We start from the raw sequence: 15,989 nt of genomic DNA on the forward strand, positions 1-15,989 counted from the left end.
CGTTGGTGGACGCATCGAGCCCCGGTGGCCGGTCTTGCCTGGCTCGATTTGTCGCGATTCGGCCCTAGTGCTGGTTGTACTAGCCGCTTACTCGAAACTGTAAACCCATTCGAAACACGGAACTAATTCGACTCGAGGTTCGTACGGTGCCGAAATCCGGTGTTAGGTTTGCCTTCCCAATTGATGCGCGTCATTTCTGCCGGATCTCTGCATCAATTCAGACGCCGTGATTGGATGTTCGATCATGAACGAAATCGACTGGAATACGTTGCGCGACAATGCTCATGAGGCGATGGCACGTGCGTACGCCCCGTACTCGAACTTTCCGGTCGGCGCGGCCGCCCTGGTGGACGACAATCGGGTAGTCACCGGGTGCAATGTGGAAAATGTCTCATACGGTTTGGGGCTTTGCGCGGAGTGCGGGTTGGTGTCGAACCTGCACTCGACCGGCGGCGGCAGACTCGTGGCATTCTCCTGCTGCGATTCTCGGCGTGAAATCCTCATGCCCTGCGGGCGGTGCAGGCAGTTGCTGTACGAATTCGGCGGCCCGGATCTGCTCGTCGACACCGCCTCCGGACCGGTTCGACTGGCAGAGTTGCTCCCGGACGCATTCGGCCCCGACAACCTCGACGAAGGACGCGTGAACAACCATGCCTGACGCCGTATCGATCATCAGCGCCAAACGCGACGGACGCGTTCTCGACGACGAGCAGATCGAATGGGTGATTGCGGAGTTCACTCGCGGATCCGTCGCGCCGGAACAGATGTCGGCTCTGGCGATGGCAATTCTGTTACGTGGATTGTCCCGTCGAGAGCTGAGCACGTGGACCAACGCCATGATCGCGTCGGGAACGCGAATGGACTTCTCCGCGTTGCCGCTGCCTACCGTCGACAAGCACTCGACCGGTGGTGTGGGCGACAAGATCACGCTGCCGCTGGCACCGTTGGTCGCGGCGTGCGGGGCTGCCGTGCCACAGCTGTCGGGTCGAGGCCTCGGACACACCGGCGGGACGCTCGACAAGCTCGAGTCCATCCCCGGCTGGCGCGCGGACCTCAGCGGCGAGGAGATGCATCGCATCCTGGCCGATCCAGCGGTCGGTGCCGTCGTGTGCGCGGCCGGTGCCGACCTGGCCCCGGCCGACAAGAAGCTCTACGCCCTGCGCGACGTCACCGGAACCGTCGAGTCGATTCCGCTGATCGCCAGCTCGATCATGAGCAAGAAGATCGCCGAGGGCACGAGTGCGCTGGTGTTGGACGTGAAGGTCGGCGGCGGCGCGTTCATGAAGAACGTCGACGACGCCCGCGAACTCGCGACCGCGATGGTCGAGCTCGGAACCGATGCCGGCGTGCGAACTCTGGCCGTGCTGACGGCGATGGACATCCCGCTCGGACTCACCGCGGGCAATGCGCTCGAAGTGGAGGAGTCGGTCGAGGTGCTCGCCGGAGGCGGCCCGGCCGACATCGTCGAACTGACCATCACGTTGGCGCGCACGATGCTCGCCGCGGCGGGGATCGAAGGCGTCGATCCGGCCGAGAAGCTCGCCGACGGTTCGGCGATGGACCGATGGCGAACGATGATCGCCGCGCAGGGCGGTGACCCCGATGCTGCACTGCCCACCGCTCGTGAGAGCCAGGATTTCACCGCGACTTCCGACGGCGTCGTCACCGGTCTGGACGCGATGGGCGTCGGACTCGCGGCGTGGCGGCTCGGGGCGGGCCGCGAGCGACAGGGCGAACCGGTGCAGAGCGCCGCGGGTGTGCGTCTGCACGCCAAACCCGGCGACCGGGTGCGGGTGGGGGATCGGCTGGCAACGCTGTACACCGACACTCCCGAACGTTTCGAGTACGCGCAACAGGCACTCGAAACCAGTTGGGAGATAGGCACTACGGCCCTGCAACCGAGCCCCCTCGTCATCGACCGGATCGGGCTGTAGCGGGGCCGGTCACATCGACGGGCGCGCGTGTGCGCGAACCGCACGCTACCGTCGACACATGAGCATCGCGGAGAACACCCAGTCCTCGACCGGTGGCAGTGCGCCACTCGATCTCGCGTCGATCACGGCTGCTCCGAAGGCGTTGCTGCACGATCACCTCGACGGCGGGCTCCGCCCGCAGACCGTGCTGGAACTGGCCGACGAATGCGGCTACGACGATCTCCCCGCCACCGACGGCGCAGCACTGGGTGAGTGGTTCCGCGATGCCGCGGACAGCGGCTCGCTCGTGCGATACCTCGAGACGTTCGCGCACACCGTCGCTGTGATGCAGACCCCCGAAGGTCTGTTTCGAGTGGCACGTGAATGTGCAGAGGACCTGGCCGACGACGGTGTCGTGTACGCGGAGGTGCGCTTCGCACCGGAACAGCACCTCGAACGCGGACTGACCTTGGACGAGGTCGTCACCCACACGCTCGCAGGATTCGAGGCCGGAATCTCCGCCGCCAAGGTGCGTGGCAAGAACATCACGATCGGCACCCTGCTCACCGCGATGCGACACGCGGCACGTTCTCGGGAGATCGCCGAGCTGACGGTGCGGTTCCGTGATCGTGGTGTGGTGGGCTTCGACATCGCAGGTGCCGAGGCCGGCTTCCCTCCTAGTCGTCACCTCGACGCATTCGAGTACATGCGGGCGAGCAACGCGCACTTCACCATTCACGCGGGCGAGGCGTTCGGTCTACCATCGATCCAAGAAGCGGTTGCGTTCTGTGGCACCGACAGGTTGGGCCACGGGGTTCGTATCACCGACGACATCACGACCGACGCCGACGGCACTCCCGCGCTCGGTCTGCTGGCAGCGTACGTACGCGACACCCGAATGCCCCTCGAACTGTGCCCGAGCTCCAACGTGCAGACCGGTGCCGTCGAATCGCTGGCGACGCACCCGTTCGATCTGCTTGCGCGACTACGCTTCCGCGTCACCGTCAACACCGACAACCGGTTGATGAGCGATACCTCGATGAGTCGCGAGATGGTCAAGCTCGTCGAGACCTTCGGTTACGGATGGAGCGATCTCGAGCGCTTCACCATCAACGCGATGAAGTCCGCGTTCCTGCCGTTCGACGAGCGGCTGGCGCTCATCGACGACGTCATCAAGCCGGGTTACGCAGTCCTCATCGGCTGAGCGCCTACCGCTCGTCGAGCGCTACTTCTTGCGCAGCCGGCTCTCGAACTCGCGTTCCAGGGCGCGCCAGGCTTCGGCCTCGACGTCGAACGGCGCGCTCGGCGCGAGCCGGTCGGGACTGGGCTCGAGGGTGTAGGAGACGTACCAGCCCAACGGGGTGGACGTGGCGAGGGCCTCGTCCACAGAGCTGTCACCGGCGAAATCGGCTGCATCGGTGAATAATTCGACCGCAAGATCGAGCTGGTCGACGTCGACTGCGGTGGGCCCGTCGGCAAGGTCGTCCGCGAGTCCGGGCAATACGTAGACGTTGTCGTCGGTGATCGTGATGTCCAGGGACCCGTCGATGGCGGCGGTCTGGATGTCGGAGTACGTGCTGACCTGCGCTAGATCGTGATCGTGATCGTCCGCCAGATAGCGGGCCAACGAGCGCTCGGAACCGAACACACTGATCGCACCGCCGCGGCCGAGGAACACCGGCTTGTCGCCGAGGTAGCAGCGCAGGGTGTAGAGGGTGTCGTCCGAGGTGATGATCCGAATCGGATCTATGCCGACGGTGGTCCAGAACGTCTCTTCGGCTGCTGCTGCGGCGATCGGATCCCGGTCCACCTCATCCGCGTCGTCGTCTTCGTCCGAATCGTCTTCGGTATCGGAGTCGATGTCGTCCGTGGCGTCGTCGGCGTCCACGGCATTCTCCGCCGCGGCGGTGATCTCGGCTTCGGCGACGGCAACAGCAGCAGCGTCGACGGCGGGTGAGGTGACGATGGAGTCGACCGCATCGAGCACATCGTCCCAGTGCTTGGCAACGGCTGCGCCGATGCGGTCCCACAGTTCGGCACCCTCGCGGCCGAGGAAGTTCTCGACGCCTCCGCCGACTGCGCCGACGAACGGGTTGGTACCGAAAAAGCTTGTGACGGGCCGTAATTCGCACACGTCGCCGATGGAGACAACGATGTCGAAGGTCGCCTGCAGCTCGGCAAGAACGTCGGCCTCGGGGTCGGAGGCCACCAACTCCGGTACCGCGACCAGGTCGAATCGATGCAGATCGTCGGGCTCGAGTTCGTGAGCCGCCAGCGCGGAGACCACCTTCCACGACGGGTGGTCGACGAGGTCGTTGTCGTCGTCGGATCTGACGAATGCGGCGAGCTCCGCCACGGTCGAGAATCCGTACAGGTCTTCCTCGTGTCCGAGGAACGCCTCCCACTCGTCGTCGCCTTCTCGCCATTCCGGTGCCCACAATGTGGAGAAGTCACCGGCGGTGAGACCGAGTTCGATCGGGATGATGTCTCCAGCCATGGCGCGAAGCCTATCTCAGGAGTCTGTGAACGAGGCCTGCAGACTTTGCAGTATCTCCTCGCGCTGGTCGAAAGCCGCAGCGGCGGCTTGCGCGGCCGTGTCGGTGATCGTCGACGCGAGGGTATCGGCGGCGATCGATCCGAGGTTCTCGGCGAGTTCGAGTTCGACCATCGCGCCTGATCCGTCGGCGACGACGGTTACCACGTTGTCCGGCGACGTGACGCGAACTCTGATGCGGTCCAGCCTCTCGTTGGTTTCGCGTAGCGCATCCAGTCGGTGCGAAGCACTACCGACCAGCGCATCGAGTTCGGTGGTGTGGGCGTGGGTCATACCTGCTTCAACCAACTCGTGGGTGCGAAGTCCTCGGCCAGGTCGTCGTTCGCTTCGGTGGCCACCCGGGCACGCGTGGGCAGACCGAGGCGATCGAGAATCTCCGCGGGAACGCCGTCCTCGGCCAGCAGGGTGCGGCGCTGGGCTCGAGCGGCCGCGCTCGCGCGTAGGCAGTGCTGAAGAATTGTCGACGCCAATGCGCCTCCGCCGTAACGCAGTTCGCGTTCGTCGATGGCGATCCCGATCGGCAGTCCTTGTTCGGTGGCACGCACCGTCACCGAACCCGATCGAGTCCCCGATACCGCGCTGACGACGGTCATGGGTGTCCCTGCCAAGTGCTCGCCTCTCATTCGGTCGGACGGTAGAAGCCCTTGAAGCCCATACCGCTGTTGGTCGTTCTGATCGGTCCGACCTGGACGGGGTCGCCTGCCTCGACGAGCTGACCGTTGCCGATGACCATGGCCACATGTCCGTCCCAGACCGCGAGGTCGCCGGGCATCACCTCGCCCGGTGCCACGGCCGAGCCGATGTTCTGTTCCTGTGCCAGACGCGGAATCTCCACGCCCTGCTGCGCGTACGCCCACTGGGTCAGGCCGCTGCAGTCGAGCCCGCTGCCCGGCGTTGTGCCGCCCCATGCGTAGGGCACACCCTGCTGCGTCAACGCGCTCCGCACGGCACCTGCGGCCTCGGCGTTGGGGGCGGTGACGGTGCTGCCGTCGGGCAGTCGCACTTCGACTCCCCGGCCGGTGCTCTCGGATGCGGCAGAGGGATCGGTGTTCGGATTGCCCAGAAAGTTCTGTGCGCCGCCGTTGCCCGTGGACTCGGCTCCGGCTGCAGGAGATGAGACGGACTGCGCGAACGTCTTCGCCAGTTTCTCGCCTGCCTCGATCACCTGTGATGTCGCAGGCGAGGTCATGAGGTTCGAGGAGGAGCCAGTGGCCGGTGCCGGTCCGCCGCCCACCGGGGCGGGAACCGTCGGCGGAGCGGCGAGCTCACCGACTTTCGCGGTGTGCACGGCCAGTTCGCCGCGAACGCGGGCCACCACCGCGAGGGCTCGCTCGAGGTGCTCGATCGCTGCCGTGATCAGCATCGTCTGCCCGGCCGGGGTGGCGATGATGGGCCCGGTGGAGAGTGCGATACCTACGAAGGACTGCACGATCGCCTGCAGTTCGAGGAACCCGTGATGGGTGTCTCGGCAGGCCTGATCGACGACGGCGGCGATGTCGTCGGCGTGGTCGGCGAGGGCAATCGCGCTCGTGTGGGCATTTTCCGCGTAGCGAATGGCGGCGTCGGCGGCAGTACCGTTCCAGTTCGCGGCGAGTTCGGTGATCGCGACACGGCCGATTCCCTGCGCCGCCTCGATCGCCGCCGAGGACACGCGCAGCACGTCGGCCGGTCCACCTGTCGGAAGCGCGCCGTTCCCGAAGGCCCCGAGCAGATCGACGATCGGACGGGCCAGCAGATCGATCACGGCCGCTTACCGCGCATCTTGCGCGATACCTGCGGCCGAGGCCGCGGTGGTACCTGCGGCCGCGACGGCTACCCCGGTGCCGGCATCGGTGAGGGCATACGACACAGCAGACGCAGTGGCGGCGGATCCGATGCTGGCCACCGCGCCCGACAGCCGTAAGACGGCGTCGGTGTGCGCAGCATGGGTACCGGTGACGGCACCGAGAAATTCCTGCCCGATCAGACCGAAGATCGGTGCGAGTACCGCAGGACCGCACGCCGCGGCCGCTGCACCGGCCGCGGCAATCTGTTCGGCCATGGTCGACGCCACCGCACCGTATGCGAGGACCCCCTCGGTTTCGACGACGAGCTCGGCCATCAGTGCCCCCTGAGAATGCAATCGATTCACGGTCGCCGAGTGCGACGCCCAACTGTTTCGACGCGGGTGCACGCCATTCGGTTCCCCTGACTTGCCGTTCGCGTCGCGCCCGCGAAGTCCTATCCTCTACTGCATGGACACACACGTGGTCGATCACCCACTGGCCGCAGCTCTTCTCACCACCATGCGAGACGAGCGCAGCGACAACGCCACTTTCCGATCGGCTCTACGCCAGCTCACCCACATGCTGGTCTACGAGGCCACTCGGGACGCCGACATCGACACCTTCGAGGTGCGGACGCCCGTCGCGGTGACCGAGGGAACCCGGCTGGCGCGACCGCCGTTGTTGGTCCCGGTTCTGCGTGCAGGTCTCGGCATGGTCGAGAAGGCCAGCAGCCTCATCCCGCAGTCCCGGGTCGGTTTCGTCGGGATGGCTCGGGACGAGCAGACGCATCAGCCCGTCCCCTACATGGAATCGTTGCCCGACGACCTGTCGCGCACGCCCGTCTACGTACTGGACCCGATGCTCGCCACCGGCGGGTCGATGGTGCACACCATCGAGCTTCTCGTCGGTCGCGGTGCCGCCGACGTCACGGCCATCTGCGTCGTCGCAGCTCCTGAAGGAGTCGCCGCGCTCGAAGCCTCGGGTCTGCCGGTGCGACTGGTGGCAGCGAGCATCGACGACGGCCTCAACGACAACGCCTTCATCGTTCCCGGCCTGGGTGACGCGGGCGATCGACAGTTCGGCCCGCGCTGACGTCCGACGACGCGGCCCGATTGGTTCTGGGTGTCTCGTGGCCCTCGGAGGCGTCACCTGCACCGAGCCCGAGATTGCGTCTGCTCGATATCGACACCGAGCAGATCGAATTCCACGAATTGGTCGGTTGCACACTCGGTTTCCGTGCGCCGGGTGCTGCGGCGGATCGCTACTGCACCGGGCGCATGGCGTTTCGGGGCGACGGACCGCCGCGATACGTGCCGTGCCCCGGCAAGGAGCGGGCGGTCACGTCGGGCCAGTGTGCGGCGTGCGCCGACAAGGACAGCTTCCGATTCGTGCACACCGTGCATCGCAGTGGATTCGTCTCGCGTGATCTGGAAAAGCATGTCATGCAACCACATTGGCTGTATCTGGCGGCATTCGCCAACGGCACGTTCAAGATCGGTACGGCCGCGGACACTCGCAAGTGGGGCCGGCTCGCCGAGCAGGGGGCCATCTGCGCGCAGTACGTCGCCCACGCCGACGACGGAAAAGCGGTCCGGGTAGCAGAGGATCTCGTGACCGAATCGATGGGGCTTCGGCAGGCAGTGCGATCCGCGGCGAAAGCGGCATCGCTGTGTCTGCCCATCGACGTCGACCGGCTCGAGGCGGCCACCGCTGTCCGGGCCGAGCAGGTCCGCGAGATGTTGACAGAGGCTGGCATTGCCGGGTGCACTCCGATCGACGAACGATGGATCCCTCCTGCCGGCCGAGACGCGTTGAGCGAGAACGTCAGTCGCGTTGCGTACCCGGCGGATGTCGCAACCGGAACCCACGGACTGGGGATCAGGACATGCGTCGGGCAGGCGGTGATCGCGACCGTGGACGACGAGACCTACGTCGCGGATCTGGCCGCACTGAAGGGCAGGCGAATCGAACTCGGGGCCTTCACCTCGGATCTGCCCGCAGTGCAGTCGGCGCTGTTCTGAGGATTCGTCGACGCCTAGAGGTGCTGGGCGAAGTCGGTCAGTTCGGCGAGGATCTCGCCGGCAGCCGTCCGCGCTCTCGGCAGGTCCTCGGGGCCGTCGACCTGTTCGATCACTTCGAGGTAGGCCTTGAGCTTGGGTTCGGTACCGGACGGCCGCACGATCACCCGCAGCCCCGCTCCACCGATCTCGACTGCGTCGGTACGTAACTCGTCGTCGCGCTGGGCGTAGTCCACAACGGTGACCGCCCGCCCGGCCAATTCCGTCGGCGGTGTGGTGCGCAACCGGTGCATCATGTGTCCGATCTCGGCCAGGTCCTGCACTCTCCGTGAGACCTGCGCACCGAGGTGCACCCCGAACTCGACCGCAAGGTCGTCGAGCACGTCGAGCAGAGTGCGCCTGCCCTGTTTGAGGGTGGCGGCCAGGTCCGCGAGCACCACCGCGGCCGAGATGCCGTCTTTGTCGCGCACCACATTCGGATCGACGCAGTGCCCGATGGCTTCCTCGTAGGCGTACACCAGGCCGTCGCCGGCGCGCACGAGCCACTTGAACCCGGTCAGGGTGCGGGCATAGCGAGCACCCCGCGCCGGTGCGAGCACCGCGAGCAGTTGTGAGGACACGATCGTGTTTGCCACCAACGAGTCGGCGGGCGCATCGCTGAGCAGATGGTTCGCAAGCACGGCGCCGGTCTCGTCTCCGGTCAGCATGCGCCAGCCGTCCGATCCTCGCACACCGACTGCGCAGCGATCGGCATCCGGGTCCAGAGCAATGGCGATGTCGGCGTCGATCTCGGCCGCCAGTGCGAGCACCGCGTCGGCCGCGCCCGGCTCCTCGGGGTTGGGAAACGTGACGGTCGGGAACGTGGGGTCGGGCTCGAATTGTTCCTCGACCACTCGGATGTCGCGGAATCCCGCACCACGCAGCGCCGCGGTCGCGAGTTCACCGCCGACGCCGTGCAGCGCGGTGAGCGCGATGCGGACGTCTCGGCGCGCCGAACGCGGCAGTGCAACAACGGAATCGAGATACCGGGCGGCGATGTCGGAGCCGCCGGGCTGAACCACCGCGCGGGGAACGTCGATCGCGTCGGGAGTGGCGGCTATGAGCGCCTCTATCTGGGCGTCGCTGGGCGGAATCAGCTGCGAGCCGCCGCGCAGGTACACCTTGAGTCCGTTGTCCGCGGCGGGATTGTGGGATGCGGTGATCTGCACGCCCAGCTCGGCATCGAGTGCCCGTACCGCGAAGGCGACGACGGGGGTCGGGAGCGGCCGAGGCAGCAGCACCACCGAAAAGCCCTGAGCGGAAAAGGTTTCGGCGGCGGCGAATGCGAACTGTTCGGAGCCGTTCCTGGCGTCGCGTCCGATCACGACGGTGGACCCACCGAGGCCGTTCTCGGTCAGCCACGCTGCGATGCCGGCGGAGGTCTTGACCACCACGGCAACGTTCATCCCGTTCGGTCCCGCGCGCACCGGACCACGAAGACCTGCGGTGCCGAACGTCAGGGGACCGCTGAACCTGTCGGCGAGTTCGGCGTCGGACAGTCCGTCGAGTTCTTCGCGCGTGGCTGGATCAGGATCGCCTGCGATCCATTGTGGTACCCGCTGGGCGAGTTCGTCGGTCACAGGCGGGAGACCAACCGGTGCAGCAATGATCCCATGCGAGCGGCGGAATCCTTGCCGGCAGCGAGCACTTCGGTGTGATCGAGGTGCTCACCGGTCATTCCGGCAGCGAGGTTGGTCACCAGCGAAATGCCCAGGACGCGAGCGCCTTTCGCTCGGGCCGCAATCGTCTCGTGCACCGTCGACATACCGACGAGGTCCGCGCCGAGAGTGCGCAGCATCCTGATCTCGGCGGGCGTCTCGTAGTGGGGGCCGGGCAGACCGGCGTAGACGCCGTCCTCGAGCGACGGATCGATCTCGGCTGCCAGTGCCCGAAGTTCTGGGGAGTAGGCGTCGACCAGGTCGACGAACTCGGCCCCGACGAGAGGCGAACGCGCCGTGAGATTGAGGTGGTCCGAGATCAGTACGGGCTGCCCGACGCTCATCCCGTCTCGGATACCGCCTGCAGCGTTGGTCAGTACGACGGTCGTGGCACCGGCTGCGATCGCTGTGCGCACGGGATGCACGACGCGTCTCAGGTCATGGCCCTCGTACGCATGCGTGCGTCCCTGCAGCAGGAGGGTGTGGGTGCCGCCGACGTCCACCGAGGTGATGGTGCCCGAGTGGCCCGATGCCGACGGCGGTGCGAAGCCGGGCAGGTCGGCCATGCGCACGGTTGCGGTGGGGGAGCCGAAGACGTCCGTTGCGCCTTGCCATCCTGAGCCGAGGACGATGGCCACGGTGTGGGAGTCGATCCCGGTTGCCGCGGCGAGAGCGTCGGCGGCGGTGCGCGCGGCACCCTCGGGATCGGTTACGGGGTCGCTCGCATGTGCGTCGGTGGTTGCCACGGTGAACAACAGTAGGAGATCGACGCCATGGATGTGCGACCGATGGAAGTTACCGTTGGGTAGTATCCGTCGCATGCCTTATCTCGAACGCGACGGCGACGTCCACATCCTGTTCCTCGGTGCCCAGGAGGGTGCGGACAATCCGGAGAACCGATTCAACCCGGATTGGATCGACGCCGTCCATGCGCTGCTCGACGAGGTCGAGGCATCGACCGGCCCGGCGGCGCTGGTCACCACGTCGGCAGGCAAGTTCTACAGCAACGGTCTCGATACCGACTGGCTGTTCGCCAACCTGGACAAGGTCACCTGGTACCTCGACCGCGTCCACACGCTCTACAGCCGGCTGCTCGCATTCCCGATGACCACCGTCGCCGCGGTGCAGGGTCACGCGTTCGGGGCGGGCGCGATGTTCGCAACCGCGCACGACTTCCGCATCCAGCGCGCGGATCGCGGGTTCTACTGCTTGCCCGAGGTGAACCTGAACATGCCGTTCACCCTCGGAATGTCTGCATTGCTCAACTCTCGGCTGCCCAAGCAGACTGCCGTGGAGGCGATGACGACCGGACGCCGCTACGGCGGTGCCGACGCGGTGGCCGCAGGAATCGTCGAGGCGACGGCATCCGAGGAATCGTTGCTGCCCGATGCGGTGACCAAGGCTGCCGCTCTGACCAGCACTCGGGGTGCGAATCTGGCAGGTATCAAGGCTCGCATGCACGAGGACCTGCTCACCGCGTTGAACACTGCGACCGACGACAGCAATTTCAGCTTCGGGAAGTAGTAGCCCGCTCTTTCTCGCATCTCGGCACAGCCGTTCCGACACTTCGCCGCGCTAGTGACACACTGTCTCTCGTGATCGACGAATCGAACAGTGCTGCCGTGGGCGAGGCAATGGACACCGCTCTCGCCGCGGCAACCGACGAACTGGTTGCACTCTCGCACTCGATTCATGCCGAACCGGAGCTGGCGTTCGAGGAACATCGCAGCGTTGCGAAGATCCTCGACACGCTGCGGGCCCACGATTTCGAGGTCGAGACGAACGTTGCAGACATGGACACCGCGTTCACTGCGTCGTTCGGCAGCGGCGACCTGGTGATCGGTATCTGCGCTGAGTACGACGCCCTGCCCGAGATCGGTCATGCGTGCGGGCACAACATCATTGCGGCCTCCGCGGTAGGCGCGGCGCTCGCGCTCGCGCCGATCGCGGACGCCCTCGGCATCACGGTGCGAGTGCTCGGCACCCCCGCGGAGGAGAGCGGAGGCGGCAAGGTGTTGATGCTCGAACGCGGTGTGTTCGACGGCATCGGCGCGGCGTTGATGATTCATCCCGGACCGTTCGACATCGTGGGCGCGACCTCGCTGGCCCTGGCCGACATCGCCGTGAAGTTCACCGGCCGTGCAGCGCATGCGTCGGCCGCTCCCGAGTGGGGAATCAACGCAGGCGATGCGGTCACCATCAGTCAGGTGGCGCTCGGGCTGTTGCGGCAGCACCTCTCGCCCGGCCAACAGTTCCACGGCATCGTCAGTGACGGCGGCGCGGCACCGAACATCGTGCCCGGCCATGCCGAGCTTCTCTACTACTTGCGAGCGAACACGACGGAATCGCTCGAAGCGCTGACGAAGAAGACCTTCGCGTGTTTCCAGGCAGGAGCAGTCGCCACCGGGTGCACCCACGAGATCCGTACGGTGTCGCCGACGTACGCGGCGTTGACTCCGGATTCGTGGTTGGTCGCGGCTTTTCGTGAGGAGATCGAAGCGTTGGGCCGATCGCCGTTGGCTCAGGAGTTGGAAGGATTTCGCCCGTTGGGCAGCACAGACATGGGAAACGTGACGAATGTTCTACCCGGTATTCATCCTGTCGTCGGACTCGACGCCGGGGGAGCGGTGACGCATCAGCCGGAGTTCGCCGTCGCGTGCGTCACGGATTCGGCCGACCGCGCATTGCTCGACGGCGCTCTCGGTCTCGCCAGAACTGCGGCGCGCGCCGCATCCGACCCCGGTACTCGCGCGCGCCTGCTCGACGGCGTGAGCGCACGATCGGCCGGACGACGATGAGTACCCGCGAGGACGCCGTCGATCGGTGGATCCAGGCGCACACCGCAGATCTGTCCCTGTGGCGCCGGCACATCCATGCCAATCCGGAACTTGCTCGACGCGAATTCGGTACCACCGCATTCGTGATGGAACATCTCGAGGCAGCGGGTCTGTCACCCAAGCCGCTTCCGGGCGGTACCGGGTTGATCTGCGATATCGGACCCGACGGTCCCCGGGTGGCGTTGCGGGCGGACATGGACGCCCTACCGCTGCAGGAGAACACCGGCGCGCCGTATTCGTCCACGGTGCCGGGGGTGTCGCACGCCTGCGGCCACGACGCACACACCACGGTGCTGCTCGCGACCGGACTGGCCCTGGCGTCGCTGCCGGACCTCGAGTACGGGGTGCGCCTGATCTTCCAACCCGCCGAGGAGGTCATGCCCGGCGGTGCCCTCGACGCGGTGGCCGCGGGAGCGCTCGACGGTGTCACCAAAATCTTTGCGCTGCACTGCGATCCGCGACTCGAGGTGGGGCAGGTGGGCCTGCGCCTCGGCGCTATCACCTCGGCGGCCGACACCGTCGAGGTGCGGCTGGATTCACCCGGCGGACACACGTCTCGGCCGCACCTGACCACCGATCTGATCTACGCGTTGGGCACCGTGATCACCGGCCTGCCCGGAATGTTGAGCAGGCGAATCGACCCGCGGACCAGCACGGTCATGGTGTGGGGTGCGGTCGTAGCGGGCCAGGCTCCCAACGCCATTCCGCAGACCGGCATGCTGACCGGCACCGTCCGCACCGGCGACCACGAAACCTGGGCGTTGCTCGAACCGTTGGTCCGCGAGATAGTCACCGGGCTGCTCGCACCGACCGGGGTCCGATTCGAGCTGCACTACCGCCGCGGAGTGCCCCCCGTCGTCAACGATCCGGCGTCGACGCACACCTTCGAGAAGGCGATCGGCCGAGTCGGACCGGACGCATTGGCCGATACCGCGCAGTCCGGCGGCGGCGAGGATTTCTCGTGGTACCTCGAACAGGTACCGGGCGCGATGGCTCGACTGGGCGTGTGGCCGGGTTCCGGACCGCAGCTCGACATCCACCAGCCCACCTTCGACCTCGACGAGCGAGCACTCGCCGTGGGCGTGAAGGTGATGACCGGTATCGCGCTGGATCCGAACTAGCCTACGAAGAGGTGCCGGGGCCGACGTTCCGGCTGTTGCGGGTACGCAGGTCACGCACGTATTCGGCTGGGGCACCGGCGATTTCGGCTGCCTCAGCCATGACGCCGAGGTAGCGTGCCGACGGAAGTCCGCCCTCGTAGGCGTCGAGCACATACATCCAGGCGAGCACCGGCTCCCGGCCGGTCTCGATGCGCAGCCGGATCTTGCGGTGGATGCCGAGCTCCGAGCCCTCCCAGCGATCCAGGCTTTCTTCGTCCTCGTCCGATACGTCGTAGAGCACCACGAAGACCTGCGAGTCGGGATCTTCGACGATCGTGGCCAGCGCACCTTCCCAGCCGATGTCGCCACCGCCGAAGGTCAACCGCCATCCGTGCAGCCACCCGGTTCCCGACAGGGGCGAGTGAGGGCATCGCTGCAACATCTGCTCCGGATGCATGTTCGATCCGTAGGCGGCATAAATTGGCACGTCGGCCAGCCTAAACCGTATGGGCACGCACTGACGCCTCGTGGTCGTGTTTCGGTGAGTCGCCCCAGGTCCGACCTCCCATCGGATGGATCAAGCCTGCCCTACCGACGCGCGAGGGCGGCCTCTGGAATACCGTTGACGCGACACAGCGAGAGTTTTCGAGCATGCGAGAAGAGGATCAATGACCCGGATTGTGATCATCGGTGGTGGTCCGGCAGGGTACGAAGCAGCGTTGGTGGCCGCACAGCACGGTGGAGAGGTGACGCTCGTCGATTCCGACGGTATCGGCGGTGCCTGCGTTCTCTGGGACTGCGTGCCGTCGAAGACGTTCATCGCTTCGACCGGAATCCGTACCGAGATGCGCCGAGCCAGCGACCTCGGAATCTCGCTCGATCCATCGCAGGCCGCCGTCGCGCTGCCGAAGATCCACGACCGCGTGAAGAGCCTCGCGCAGGCGCAATCGGCGGACATCGCGCATCGCGTCACTTCGGTGGGCGTGCAACTGCTTGCCGGACGCGCCGAAATGATCGACTCCCACGTCGGGATGGCCTCGCACCAGATCAAGGCGGTGCTGGCCGACGGCGAAGAGCGCATTCTCGACGCCGATGTCGTGCTCATCGCAACCGGTGCTCGGCCCCGCGTGGTCAAGGGAGCCGAACCGGACGGCGAGCGCATTCTCAACTGGCGCCAGCTCTACGACCTCGAGGCCCTCCCCGAGCACCTGGTGGTCGTCGGATCCGGTGTGACCGGTGCCGAATTCGTCTCGGCCTACACCGAGATGGGCGTCAAGGTCACCGCGGTCTCGAGCCGCGACCGCGTCCTTCCGCACGAGGACGAGGATGCCGCGCTGGTGCTCGAGGACGCGTTCAACGAGCGCGGCGTCACCCTCGTCAAGCACGCCCGCGCCGACTCGGTGGTCCGCACCGACAACGGAGTTGTCGTCACGCTGTCGGACGGTCGTACCGTCGAGGGCAGCCATGCGCTGATGACCGTCGGGTCGGTTCCCAACACCTCCGGTCTGGGACTCGAGAAGGTCGGCATCGAACTCGACAAGGGTGGATACCTGCGCGTCGATCGCGTCTCTCGTACCGCGGTCGCCGGCATCTACGCCGCCGGTGACTGCACCGGGCTACTGCCGTTGGCCTCGGTCGCGGCAATGCAGGGACGCATCGCGATGTACCACGCCCTGGGGCAGGCCGTCAGTCCGATCAAGCTCAAGACCGTCGCGTCGGCGGTGTTCACTCGGCCCGAGATCGCGTCGGTCGGTGTTGCGCAGTCCAAGATCGACGCCGGTGACGTACCGGCGCGCGTGGTGATGCTGCCACTCACCACCAATCCGCGAGCGAAGATGAGCGGACTCAAGCGCGGTTTCGTCAAGATCTTCTGTCGCCCGGCCACCGGCGTCGTCATCGGTGGAGTGGTCGTCGCCCCGAGCGCATCGGAGCTGATCCTGCCCATCGCGATGGCAGTTCAGAACAACCTGTCGGTGAACGACCTGGCCAACACGTTCTCGGTGTACCCGTCGCTGTCGGGTTCGGTCATCGAAGCGGCGCGTCAGCTGATGGCGCACGACGATCTGGACTGATCTCAATATCTGAGAAATGCGTTTCATATCTC

At 66.2% G+C, this 15,989-nt stretch carries 17 protein-coding genes; 9 read left to right on the forward strand and 8 right to left on the reverse strand.

Going from position 1 to position 15,989, the window contains the following annotated elements:
* The first annotated feature begins 244 nt into the window (after positions 1-244).
* Genes ACNEOT_RS11740 through ACNEOT_RS11750 form a run of 3 tightly spaced genes read left to right on the forward strand, consistent with a single transcriptional unit; the run spans position 245 to position 3,117 of the window.
* Positions 245-658, forward strand: coding sequence for a cytidine deaminase (locus tag ACNEOT_RS11740; protein ID WP_415974192.1), 414 nt, complete (start codon positions 245-247; stop codon positions 656-658).
* Complete coding sequence (locus ACNEOT_RS11745) at positions 651-1,934, forward strand: thymidine phosphorylase (protein ID WP_415974194.1); 1,284 nt, start codon at positions 651-653, stop codon at positions 1,932-1,934. The genes ACNEOT_RS11740 and ACNEOT_RS11745 overlap by 8 nt, the downstream gene beginning before the upstream one ends.
* Before the next feature lie 58 nt (positions 1,935-1,992).
* The gene (locus ACNEOT_RS11750) at positions 1,993-3,117 is read left to right on the forward strand and encodes an adenosine deaminase (RefSeq protein ID WP_415974195.1); all 1,125 of its coding nucleotides are present in this window, start codon (positions 1,993-1,995) and stop codon (positions 3,115-3,117) included.
* A 21-nt stretch (positions 3,118-3,138) separates the two neighbouring features.
* On the opposite strand, the gene ACNEOT_RS11755 is transcribed toward ACNEOT_RS11750, so the two are convergent.
* Genes ACNEOT_RS11755 through ACNEOT_RS11775 form a run of 5 tightly spaced genes read right to left on the reverse strand, consistent with a single transcriptional unit; the run spans position 3,139 to position 6,568 of the window.
* Positions 3,139-4,410, reverse strand: coding sequence for a primosomal protein (locus ACNEOT_RS11755; RefSeq protein ID WP_415974197.1), 1,272 nt, complete (start codon positions 4,408-4,410; stop codon positions 3,139-3,141).
* 15 nt (positions 4,411-4,425) lie between these two features.
* Positions 4,426-4,740: a YbaB/EbfC family nucleoid-associated protein gene (locus ACNEOT_RS11760; protein ID WP_415974199.1), complete on the reverse strand. Its 315-nt coding sequence runs from the start codon at positions 4,738-4,740 to the stop codon at positions 4,426-4,428.
* A complete protein-coding gene (locus tag ACNEOT_RS11765; RefSeq protein WP_415974201.1) occupies positions 4,737-5,060 on the reverse strand; it encodes a hypothetical protein in 324 nt (107 codons plus the stop codon). Before ACNEOT_RS11765 ends, ACNEOT_RS11760 begins: the two co-directional genes overlap by 4 nt.
* Before the next feature lie 26 nt (positions 5,061-5,086).
* Positions 5,087-6,211: a C40 family peptidase gene (locus tag ACNEOT_RS11770; RefSeq protein WP_415974203.1), complete on the reverse strand. Its 1,125-nt coding sequence runs from the start codon at positions 6,209-6,211 to the stop codon at positions 5,087-5,089.
* 6 nt (positions 6,212-6,217) lie between these two features.
* Positions 6,218-6,568, reverse strand: a complete 351-nt coding sequence (locus tag ACNEOT_RS11775) for a type VII secretion target (protein ID WP_415974205.1) — start codon at positions 6,566-6,568, stop codon at positions 6,218-6,220.
* A gap of 133 nt (positions 6,569-6,701) precedes the next feature.
* Between ACNEOT_RS11775 and upp the strand changes: the two genes are divergently transcribed.
* Complete coding sequence (gene upp, locus ACNEOT_RS11780; RefSeq protein ID WP_415974207.1) at positions 6,702-7,325, forward strand: uracil phosphoribosyltransferase; 624 nt, start codon at positions 6,702-6,704, stop codon at positions 7,323-7,325.
* Between the two features lie 74 nt (positions 7,326-7,399).
* Positions 7,400-8,254 (forward strand): DUF2797 domain-containing protein, encoded by an 855-nt coding sequence (locus ACNEOT_RS11785; RefSeq protein ID WP_415974209.1) that lies wholly within the window; start codon positions 7,400-7,402, stop codon positions 8,252-8,254.
* A gap of 14 nt (positions 8,255-8,268) precedes the next feature.
* Here the strand turns inward: ACNEOT_RS11785 and ACNEOT_RS11790 are convergent, their stop codons facing one another.
* Both ACNEOT_RS11790 and ACNEOT_RS11795 read right to left on the reverse strand, forming a co-directional pair.
* Positions 8,269-9,870: a phospho-sugar mutase gene (locus ACNEOT_RS11790; protein WP_415974211.1), complete on the reverse strand. Its 1,602-nt coding sequence runs from the start codon at positions 9,868-9,870 to the stop codon at positions 8,269-8,271.
* Complete coding sequence (locus ACNEOT_RS11795; RefSeq protein ID WP_415974213.1) at positions 9,867-10,769, reverse strand: purine-nucleoside phosphorylase; 903 nt, start codon at positions 10,767-10,769, stop codon at positions 9,867-9,869. Before ACNEOT_RS11795 ends, ACNEOT_RS11790 begins: the two co-directional genes overlap by 4 nt.
* Here ACNEOT_RS11795 and ACNEOT_RS11800 point away from each other — a divergent pair.
* From ACNEOT_RS11800 to ACNEOT_RS11810, 3 genes are all read left to right on the forward strand, one after another.
* Positions 10,768-11,472: an enoyl-CoA hydratase/isomerase family protein gene (locus ACNEOT_RS11800; RefSeq protein WP_415974215.1), complete on the forward strand. Its 705-nt coding sequence runs from the start codon at positions 10,768-10,770 to the stop codon at positions 11,470-11,472. The genes ACNEOT_RS11795 and ACNEOT_RS11800 overlap by 2 nt on opposite strands.
* Before the next feature lie 110 nt (positions 11,473-11,582).
* Positions 11,583-12,746, forward strand: coding sequence for a M20 family metallopeptidase (locus ACNEOT_RS11805; RefSeq protein ID WP_415975105.1), 1,164 nt, complete (start codon positions 11,583-11,585; stop codon positions 12,744-12,746).
* Positions 12,743-13,906, forward strand: coding sequence for a M20 family metallopeptidase (locus tag ACNEOT_RS11810; RefSeq protein ID WP_415974217.1), 1,164 nt, complete (start codon positions 12,743-12,745; stop codon positions 13,904-13,906). Before ACNEOT_RS11805 ends, ACNEOT_RS11810 begins: the two co-directional genes overlap by 4 nt.
* A gap of 1 nt (position 13,907) precedes the next feature.
* On the opposite strand, the gene ACNEOT_RS11815 is transcribed toward ACNEOT_RS11810, so the two are convergent.
* Positions 13,908-14,372 (reverse strand): gamma-glutamylcyclotransferase, encoded by a 465-nt coding sequence (locus ACNEOT_RS11815; protein WP_415974219.1) that lies wholly within the window; start codon positions 14,370-14,372, stop codon positions 13,908-13,910.
* Positions 14,373-14,553: 181 nt separating this feature from the next.
* Here ACNEOT_RS11815 and ACNEOT_RS11820 point away from each other — a divergent pair, with 181 nt between their 5' ends.
* Entirely contained in the window at positions 14,554-15,957 is a 1,404-nt protein-coding gene (locus ACNEOT_RS11820) for an NAD(P)H-quinone dehydrogenase (protein WP_415974221.1), read from the forward strand.
* The last annotated feature ends 32 nt before the right edge of the window (positions 15,958-15,989 follow it).

The sequence above is a fragment of the Rhodococcus sp. 077-4 genome (assembly GCF_047782425.1).
Lineage (GTDB): Bacteria > Actinomycetota > Actinomycetes > Mycobacteriales > Mycobacteriaceae > Rhodococcoides.

What these genes read in the sequence shown, in the direction of transcription:
- ACNEOT_RS11740 (WP_415974192.1), top strand. Translation starts at nt 245, where the DNA reads ATGAACGAAATCGACTGGAATACGTTGCGCGACAATGCTCATGAGGCG.
- ACNEOT_RS11745 (WP_415974194.1), top strand. Translation starts at nt 651, where the DNA reads ATGCCTGACGCCGTATCGATCATCAGCGCCAAACGCGACGGACGCGTT.
- ACNEOT_RS11750 (WP_415974195.1), top strand. Translation starts at nt 1,993, where the DNA reads ATGAGCATCGCGGAGAACACCCAGTCCTCGACCGGTGGCAGTGCGCCA.
- ACNEOT_RS11755 (WP_415974197.1), bottom strand. Translation starts at nt 4,410, where the DNA reads ATGGCTGGAGACATCATCCCGATCGAACTCGGTCTCACCGCCGGTGAC.
- ACNEOT_RS11760 (WP_415974199.1), bottom strand. Translation starts at nt 4,740, where the DNA reads ATGACCCACGCCCACACCACCGAACTCGATGCGCTGGTCGGTAGTGCT.
- ACNEOT_RS11765 (WP_415974201.1), bottom strand. Translation starts at nt 5,060, where the DNA reads ATGACCGTCGTCAGCGCGGTATCGGGGACTCGATCGGGTTCGGTGACG.
- ACNEOT_RS11775 (WP_415974205.1), bottom strand. Translation starts at nt 6,568, where the DNA reads ATGGCCGAGCTCGTCGTCGAAACCGAGGGGGTCCTCGCATACGGTGCG.
- upp (WP_415974207.1), top strand. Translation starts at nt 6,702, where the DNA reads ATGGACACACACGTGGTCGATCACCCACTGGCCGCAGCTCTTCTCACC.
- ACNEOT_RS11800 (WP_415974215.1), top strand. Translation starts at nt 10,768, where the DNA reads ATGCCTTATCTCGAACGCGACGGCGACGTCCACATCCTGTTCCTCGGT.
- ACNEOT_RS11795 (WP_415974213.1), bottom strand. Translation starts at nt 10,769, where the DNA reads ATGCGACGGATACTACCCAACGGTAACTTCCATCGGTCGCACATCCAT.
- ACNEOT_RS11805 (WP_415975105.1), top strand. Translation starts at nt 11,583, where the DNA reads ATGGACACCGCTCTCGCCGCGGCAACCGACGAACTGGTTGCACTCTCG.
- ACNEOT_RS11810 (WP_415974217.1), top strand. Translation starts at nt 12,743, where the DNA reads ATGAGTACCCGCGAGGACGCCGTCGATCGGTGGATCCAGGCGCACACC.
- ACNEOT_RS11820 (WP_415974221.1), top strand. Translation starts at nt 14,554, where the DNA reads ATGACCCGGATTGTGATCATCGGTGGTGGTCCGGCAGGGTACGAAGCA.